This window comes from Streptomyces inusitatus (assembly GCF_014651115.1).
GTDB lineage: Bacteria > Actinomycetota > Actinomycetes > Streptomycetales > Streptomycetaceae > Streptomyces > Streptomyces amakusaensis.
Map to the genome: position 1 here is coordinate 155563 of NZ_BMWG01000018.1, position 7322 is coordinate 162884.

Sequence of the window (7322 nt, forward strand, 5' to 3'; positions counted from 1 at the left end):
CTACTTCTTCCACTGGGCCCAGGACATGTTCCAGCCGTTGAGACCGTTGGACGGGGCGATCTGCTTGTCCTTGGAGTTCTTCACTATGACCACGTCGCCGAGGATCGAGCGGTCGTAGAACCAGGCGGCCGGGGACTTCTTGTTCCAGCCGCCACGCACATCGCTCAGCCCGACACAGCCGTGGCTGACATTCGCCGATCCGAAGGTGCCGGAGGAGGCCCAGTAGTTGCCGTGGAGGAAGGTGCCGGAGGTGGAGAGGCGCATCGCGTGCGGCACGTCCTTGATGTCGTACTCGCCGCCGAAGCCGACGGTGGCCCCGTTCATCCGGGTGACCTTGTACTTCTCGCTGATCACCATCTGCCCGTTGTAGGTGGTGGTCGCGGGGGCCCCGGCCGTTATCGGGATGTCCTTGATCTGCTTGCCGTCCCGGACGACCTTCATCCGCTTGGTCTTGGCGTCGACGGTGGACACCTGGCTGCGGCCTATCGTGAACGAGATCGTCTTGGCCTGCTTGCCGTAGACGCCGGGGCGGCCCTGGACGCCGTCCAGATTGAGCTTGACGGTGACCTTCGTCCCCGGGGCCCAGTACTTCTCCGGGCGGAAGTCGAGCCGGTCGTTGCCGAACCAGTGGCCCTCTATCGGCACGGACGGCACCGAGGTGACCGTGATGGCCCTCTCGACCGCATCCGGGTCGGTGATGCCCCGGGTGAAGTTGAGGGAGACCGGCATGCCGACACCGACCGTGGAGCGGTCCTCGGGGGTGTAGTGCCCGATGAAGGTGTTCTTCGGGGACAGGGTGGTGAAGGAGGTGTCCTTGGCGGACTCCCGGCCCTCCTCGTCCCGGGCGACCGCGTGCACCTTGTACCGGGTGGCCCCCGCCAGATGGTGCGACGGCTCCCAGGAGCCGCCGTCGGCGGAGATCCGGCCCTTGACCTCGACGCCCTTGCCGTCCTTGACGGTCACCGTGGTCAGCCGGCCCCGGTCGGCGGTGACCTTGAGCGCGCCGCTGGTGGCGGCGGTCCCCGCGCCGTCCTCGGGCGCGACGGTGACGACGGCCCGCGAGGGCCCGTCGGCGACCCGGCTCGCGCCGTCGCCGTTCTTCTCCCCGCCGGGGCCGGAGGCCTCCCGGTCACCGCCACCGCCGCCGCCCGCGCAGGCGGTCACCAGCACCAGCAGCGCCGCGGCGGTCGCGGCCCGCGCGGCAGCGCCCCCGCGTCCACGTGCGACGACGGCCGGCGCTCCCGATATCGGGTGCTGCTTCTTCCCCATGGTCTCTCCCCTCGCACGGCCTGGCCCCGCCACGGCCCGCGCCCCCGTACGCCATCCTTTGCGCACTCGAACAGAGAATCACACGGCATCCTTTGAACCCTTCTCGCGGATGTCACCGTTCGGTTCCAAGTTGTCCGGAAAACAGCCGTCCGGAAAGCGGTCGTCCGGGAGGCCGGGGCGGGAGGCCGGGAGGAGTCCTGGGCGAAGGGGAAAGAGAGGGGAGAGCGAGGGGAGAGCGAGGAGCCTCAGCGCAGCGCGGACCCCTCCTTCCAGCGGTTCCACTCCATGTTCCAGCCGCTCAGCCCGTTGTCGGGGGCGATCTCCCGCTCGGCCGAGCGGACCACCTCGACCACATCGCCGACCAGGGTGCGGTCGAAGAACCAGCCCGCCGGAGTCTCCCCGCTGCCGCCCTTCACATCGCGCAGTCCGACGCAGCCGTGGCTGAGGTTGACCTCGCCGAAGATGTCCGCGTCCTCCCAGTAGTTGCCGTGCAGAAAGGTGCCGGACTTGCTCAGCCGCATCGCGTGCGGCACGTCCTTGATGTCGTACTCGCCCTTGCCGCCGGAGTCGGTGAAGCCGACGGTGGCCCCGTTCATCCTGGTGACGTCGTGCATCTCGCTGACGACCATCTTCCCGTTGTACGTGGGGAACTTGGCCGCGCCCGCGGTGATGGGGATGGTGACCGGCGCGTTCCCCTCCCGCCGTACCGTCATCGTCTTCGCCTCGGCGTCCACCAGCGAGGTCTGCGAGCGGCCGACGGTGAAGGAGGTCTTCCGGTGCTGGATGCCGTACGCGCCCGGCGCGGCCTGCACATCGCGCAGCCGGACGTCGACGGTGACCTCGGTGCCCGGGGCCCAGTACTCCTTCGGCCGGAAGTCGAGCCGGGTGTCGCCGAACCAGCGCCCCACGATCTCGACGGGCGGCTCGGCGGTGACCCTGATGGCGCGCTGCACGGCGGCCCGGTCGGCGATCTTCTGGTTGAAGTCGAAGGAGACGATCATCCCGGTGCCGACGGTGGCGCGGTTCTCCGGCTTGAAGTAGCCGATGAAGCGGTGGTCGGGGACCTCGGTGGTGAAGGTGGTGTGGCGGGCCGAGCGCCGGCCGTGGCCGTCGAGGGCGACGACGTCGACGCTGTACTTGGCCGCGAGATCCAGCCGTACGCCGGGCCTCGGGCTCCAGCGGAGCCCGTCCTCGGAGATCGAGCCCGGCACCCGCGCGGGCGTCTCGTTCTCGATCCGGCGGACGGCGACCCGTTCCAGCCGCCCGCTGGGCAGCCGCACCCCGAGCGGAACACCCGGATCCACATCCTTCGCGCCATCGTCCGGAACGACCCGGATGACCTCCTCCGGGGAGCCCGCCTTGCCGCCGACGTCCAGGACGCCGTCGGCGCAGCCGGCCAGCCCGGCGAGCCCGGCCATCAGTCCTGCCCATGCCAGAGCGAACCCAGCGCCCCGGCCTGCCCGTCTCAGTGCGTGTCTCACGCTTCCCCCAACGACCGGGTCCCCCGGGGGAAACGTGGTCCGCGCACGGATGGGGCCGGACGGGCGGGGCGGCCGTGCCCAGCACCGAAGCGGCCGGTAAATAGGATGAGAGGTGTCAGGAATAAACCGTAGGCTCGCTCCTGATGTCCACTACACACACCCCCTCCGAGGACCGGTCCGCGGTCCGCTCGCTGACCCGGCTGTGGCCGTATGTCCGGCCGGTCCGCACGCGGCTGTTCCTCGCGGCGTTCATCGCGATCGTGGCCTCCTGTCTGAGCCTGGTCATCCCCCTCGTGCTGAAGTGGATGGTGGACGGCCCGGTCGCCGACCACGACCCGGGCGGGGTCTGGCTGGGGGCGCTCGCCCTGCTGCTGCTCGGCGCGGCGGAGGCGCTCCTCTTCGGCTTCCGGCGCTGGCTGGTGGCCCGCCCGCTGGCGGGGGTGGAGGCGGCCATGCGAGCCGCCCTCTACGCCCGTCTCCAGCGGCTGCCGGTCTCCTTCCACGACCGCTGGCCGTCGGGGCAGCTACTCTCGCGCGGTACGACGGATCTGATGCTGGTACGGCTGTTCCTGGCCTTCCCGCTGACCTTCCTGCTGGTCAACGGGGCCACGATCCTCGTCGGGTTCATGATCCTGTTCACCCAGGACTGGCTGCTCGCGCTGGTGCTGCTGGTGCCGGTGGTCCCGCTGACGGTCCTCATGACGTACTTCGAGGGGCGGTACGCGATCGCCGCCCGGCTGGCCCAGGACCAGGTGGGCGATCTGACCACGCTGGTCGAGGAGAGCGTCCTGGGCATCCGGGTGGTCAAGGGCTTCGGCCGCCACCGGAGCCAGGCGCGCGCCTTCCGTGACATGGCGAAGGAGCTGCGCGGCACCGAGCTGTCCAAGGCCCGGCTGCTGGCGGGCATCTGGGCGGGGGTCACCGTCATACCCGAACTGGCGATCGGCACCGCGCTGGTGCTGGGCTCGGTGCAGGTGGCCGAGGGGGATCTCTCGGCGGGCACGCTGGTGGCGTTCCTCTCCATCGCGCTGGCGCTGCGGTGGCCGGTGGAGTCGATGGGCTTCCTGCTGGCGATGTGCCAGGAGGCGGCGAGCGCCACCGACCGCTTCTTCGAGGTGATGGACGAGGAGCCGGAGGCGGACACCCCGGGGGCGAGGAGCGAGAAGGCCGACGGCCCCGACAGCCCGGACGGCGGCGGCATGCGGTTCGAGGCGGTCGGTTTCCGCCATTCCGACACCGCCGAGGACCTCCCCGCCGTACTCGGCCCGATCGATCTGCACATCCGGCCCGGCGAGACGATGGCCCTGGTCGGCGGCACCGGCAGCGGCAAGACCACGCTCACCTCCCTGGTGCCCCGGCTGCACGAGATGACCTCCGGCCGGATCACCCTGGACGGCGAGGACATCACCGCCATGCCCAGGGAGCGGCTGCGCTCGCTGGTGTCGGTCGCGTTCGAGGAGCCGACGCTGTTCTCCACGACGGTCGGCGAGAACGTCCTCATGGGCGCGGACCCGGACCGCGCGGACCCGGCCGAACCGAACGGCGGGTCCCGTGCGGAGGACCTGGAGCGGGCGCTGCGGGTGGCCCAGGCCGGCTTCGTCCACTCGCTCCCCGACGGGGTGGACACCGAGGTCGGCGAGCAGGGCCTGAGCCTGTCGGGCGGCCAGCGCCAGCGGCTCGCCCTGGCGCGGGCGGTGGTCGGCAGGCCCCGCTTCCTCGTCCTCGACGACCCGTTGTCGGCGCTCGACGTCCACACCGAGGCGCTGGTCGAGGCCGCCCTGCGGGAGGTGCTGCGGGAGACCACCGCCCTGGTGGTGGCCCACCGCCCCTCCACCGTGCTGCTCGCGGACCGGGTGGCGCTGCTGTCCGGCGGGCGGATAGCGGCCGTGGGCACACATCAGGAACTGCTGCGCACCAACGCCGAGTACGCCTGGCTGATGTCGGGAACCGGCACCCAGAGCCCCGCCGCCGGGGCGGACCGTACGGCGACGGAAGCCGACCGTACGGCGACGGAAACGGAAAGGGACGCGCGATGACCGCCCCCACGACCTCCGGCCCCACCGAGCACACGGACCGCCCCGGCGGCCCCGGCGAGGCGGCGGGCCACGCCCCGGGAGCGCCGGACGACACTCCGGGCCCCCGGAGCGCCGACCCCTTCGACCGGGACGATCTGCCCACGGTGAAGGGCGCCACCGGCGCCCTGCTGCGCTCGCTGCTCTCCCCGCACCGCCCGAGGGTGATCCGGCTCGCCCTGATCCTGCTGATCCAGCAGGCCGCCATCCAGGCCGGACCGCTGCTGGTCGCGTACGCCATCGACCGGGGCGTGCCCGCCTTCCGCGACCGGGACTACGGGCCGCTGATCGCCGTGGCCGTCGGCTACGCGCTCTGCTCGCTCGGCGCGGGGCTCTTCCAGTACCTGTTCATCATGGTCTCCGGCCGGCTCAACCAGGATGTGCTGCTGGATCTGCGCGGGCGGATCTTCCGCCACTCCCAGGCGCTGAGCGTCGACTTCCACGAGCGCTACACCTCGGGCCGGCTGATCTCCCGCTCCACCACCGATGTCGAGTCCCTGCGGGAGCTGCTCGAAGAGGGCCTCCAGGAACTCATCAACGTCATCCTGGGCTTCGTCTACATCTCCGTGATGCTGCTCTGGCTGGATCTGGGGCTCGGCTCGGTCGCGGTGGCCTCCTTCATCCCCCTGTATCTGCTCATCCAGCTCTACCGGCGGCGCGCCGGAGTCATCTACAGCGAGCGGTCCACCGCGATCGCCGGGGTCATCGTCAAGTTCACCGAGACCCTGAACGGCATCCGCCCGGTGCGGGCCTTCCGCCGCGAGCGGGCCAATGACGAGGCGTTCCGGCTGCTCAACGAGCACCACGGCCGCAGCAACGGCGACACGCTGATCGAGATGGCGCGCTATGTCGTCGGCTCCCGGCTGGTCGCCAACACGGCGGTCGCGGGGATCGTGCTGTGGGGCGCCTACCGGGTCGCGGACGGGACGCTGGCGCTCGGTGTGCTGGCGGCCTCGGTGCTCTATCTGCGGCGGCTGTACGACCCGATCGACCGGCTCGGGATGTTCCTCAACTCCTACGAGAGCGCCGCCGCCTCGCTGACGAAGATCGCGGGCCTGCTGGCCCAGACGCCGACCGTGCCGGAGACCGAGCACCCCCGGGAGCTGCCGCCGCGCCGGGGCGGCATGCCGGGCCGCGCGGTGGACTTCGAGAGCGTGCGGTTCGCCTACCGGACCGGCGGCGAGGTGCTGCCCCGCTTCGATCTGGCGATCCCGGCCGGGCAGACGGTCGCGGTCGTCGGCTCGACCGGCGCGGGCAAGTCCACCCTGGCCAAGCTGCTGGCCCGGTTCTACGACCCGACCGAGGGCCGGGTCCTGATCGACGGGGTGGATCTCCGGGAGCTGGACACTCCCGAGCTGCGGCGCGGGGTGGTGATGGTGACCCAGGAGGCGTTCCTGTTCTCCGGCACGATCGCGGAGAACATCGCCATCGGCCGGCCCGACGCCACCCGCGAGGAGATCGAGGGCGCGGCCAAGGCGATCGGCGCGCACGACTTCATCAGCGGCCTCCCGGACGGCTACGACACCGACGTCCGCAAGCGCGGCGGCCGGATCTCGGCGGGCCAGCGGCAGCTGGTCGCCTTCGCCCGGGCGCTGCTGGCGGACCCCGCGGTGCTGATCCTCGACGAGGCGACCAGCTCGCTCGACATCCCCGGCGAGCGGTCGGTGCAGCGGGCCATGGACACCGTGCTGCACGGGCGTACGGCGGTGGTGATCGCCCACCGGCTCTCCACGGTCGAGGTCGCCGACCGGGTGCTGGTGATGGAGCACGGCCGGGTGGTGGAGGACGGCTCCCCGGCCGAACTGATCGGCGGGACGGGCCGGTTCGCGGATCTGCACCGGGCGTGGCGGGACAGTCTCGTCTGACCCCGCCGGACTCGCCGCCTGTCGCACCACCGGGCGCACCACCGGGCGCCGCGCCGGGCTCACCCCGGGCTCACCCCGGGCTCGCAGGCGGCGCCCGGCGCTTACCGGCCGGATCGGGCGCCCCGGCGGGCGCGCCGGGGCGGGCCCGCGCGACATACGGCGGTAATGGCCGCCGGGGTGCGCGGCTCCTGGGGCCGGGGTGACAGCCAGGGGCGCACGAGGACGCAACACGGCTGAAACGTCCGCTCAACGAACACGGCCCTTCGGTCAACGGACGAGTTCCGGCCAATCCTTGACGGGGCCCTGACAGGAACTGGTTACTCCTGCCACTCTTCCCCCGTTCCCCGCACCACTTGCTCCGCACGCTCGCCCGGGCGGCCCACCGCGCCGTCCGGTACCGCCTCGCAGAAGGAGTTCGTGTGAGATCCACGCCACGACGTCGCACCACCGCGACCGGTGCCTTCATCGCCACGGCCGCGCTCCTGGCCGTAGCCGTTCAGACCGGCGTGCCGGCCGCGGCGTCCCCGGCGGCCGCGCCCGCCGCCGCGCAGGCGGGCAAGGCCGACCCCGGAGCGCTGCCGGCGAGTCTCACCCCCGCGCAGCGCGCCGGGCTGATACGGGCCCGGAGCGCGACC

4 protein-coding genes and 1 pseudogene are annotated in these 7322 nt (G+C 71.9%); 3 read left to right on the top strand and 2 right to left on the bottom strand.

What is annotated here, in order from left to right:
• Both IE247_RS24410 and IE247_RS24415 read right to left on the bottom strand, forming a co-directional pair.
• Window positions 1–1269 (bottom strand): L,D-transpeptidase, encoded by a 1269-nt coding sequence (locus IE247_RS24410; RefSeq protein ID WP_190125396.1) that lies wholly within the window; start codon window positions 1267–1269, stop codon window positions 1–3.
• Window positions 1270–1514: 245 nt separating this feature from the next.
• Window positions 1515–2750, bottom strand: a complete 1236-nt coding sequence (locus IE247_RS24415) for a L,D-transpeptidase (protein ID WP_373305603.1) — start codon at window positions 2748–2750, stop codon at window positions 1515–1517.
• Window positions 2751–2893: 143 nt separating this feature from the next.
• Between IE247_RS24415 and IE247_RS24420 the strand changes: the two genes are divergently transcribed.
• The 3 genes and pseudogenes from IE247_RS24420 to IE247_RS24430 all read left to right on the top strand — a co-directional run.
• Window positions 2894–4786, top strand: coding sequence for an ABC transporter ATP-binding protein (locus tag IE247_RS24420; protein WP_190125398.1), 1893 nt, complete (start codon window positions 2894–2896; stop codon window positions 4784–4786).
• Entirely contained in the window at window positions 4783–6687 is a 1905-nt protein-coding gene (locus tag IE247_RS24425) for an ABC transporter ATP-binding protein (protein ID WP_190125399.1), read from the top strand. The genes IE247_RS24420 and IE247_RS24425 overlap by 4 nt, the downstream gene beginning before the upstream one ends.
• Window positions 6688–7106: 419 nt before the next feature.
• Window positions 7107–7322 (top strand): annotated as a pseudogene (locus IE247_RS24430) (M4 family metallopeptidase); the annotation flags it as partial.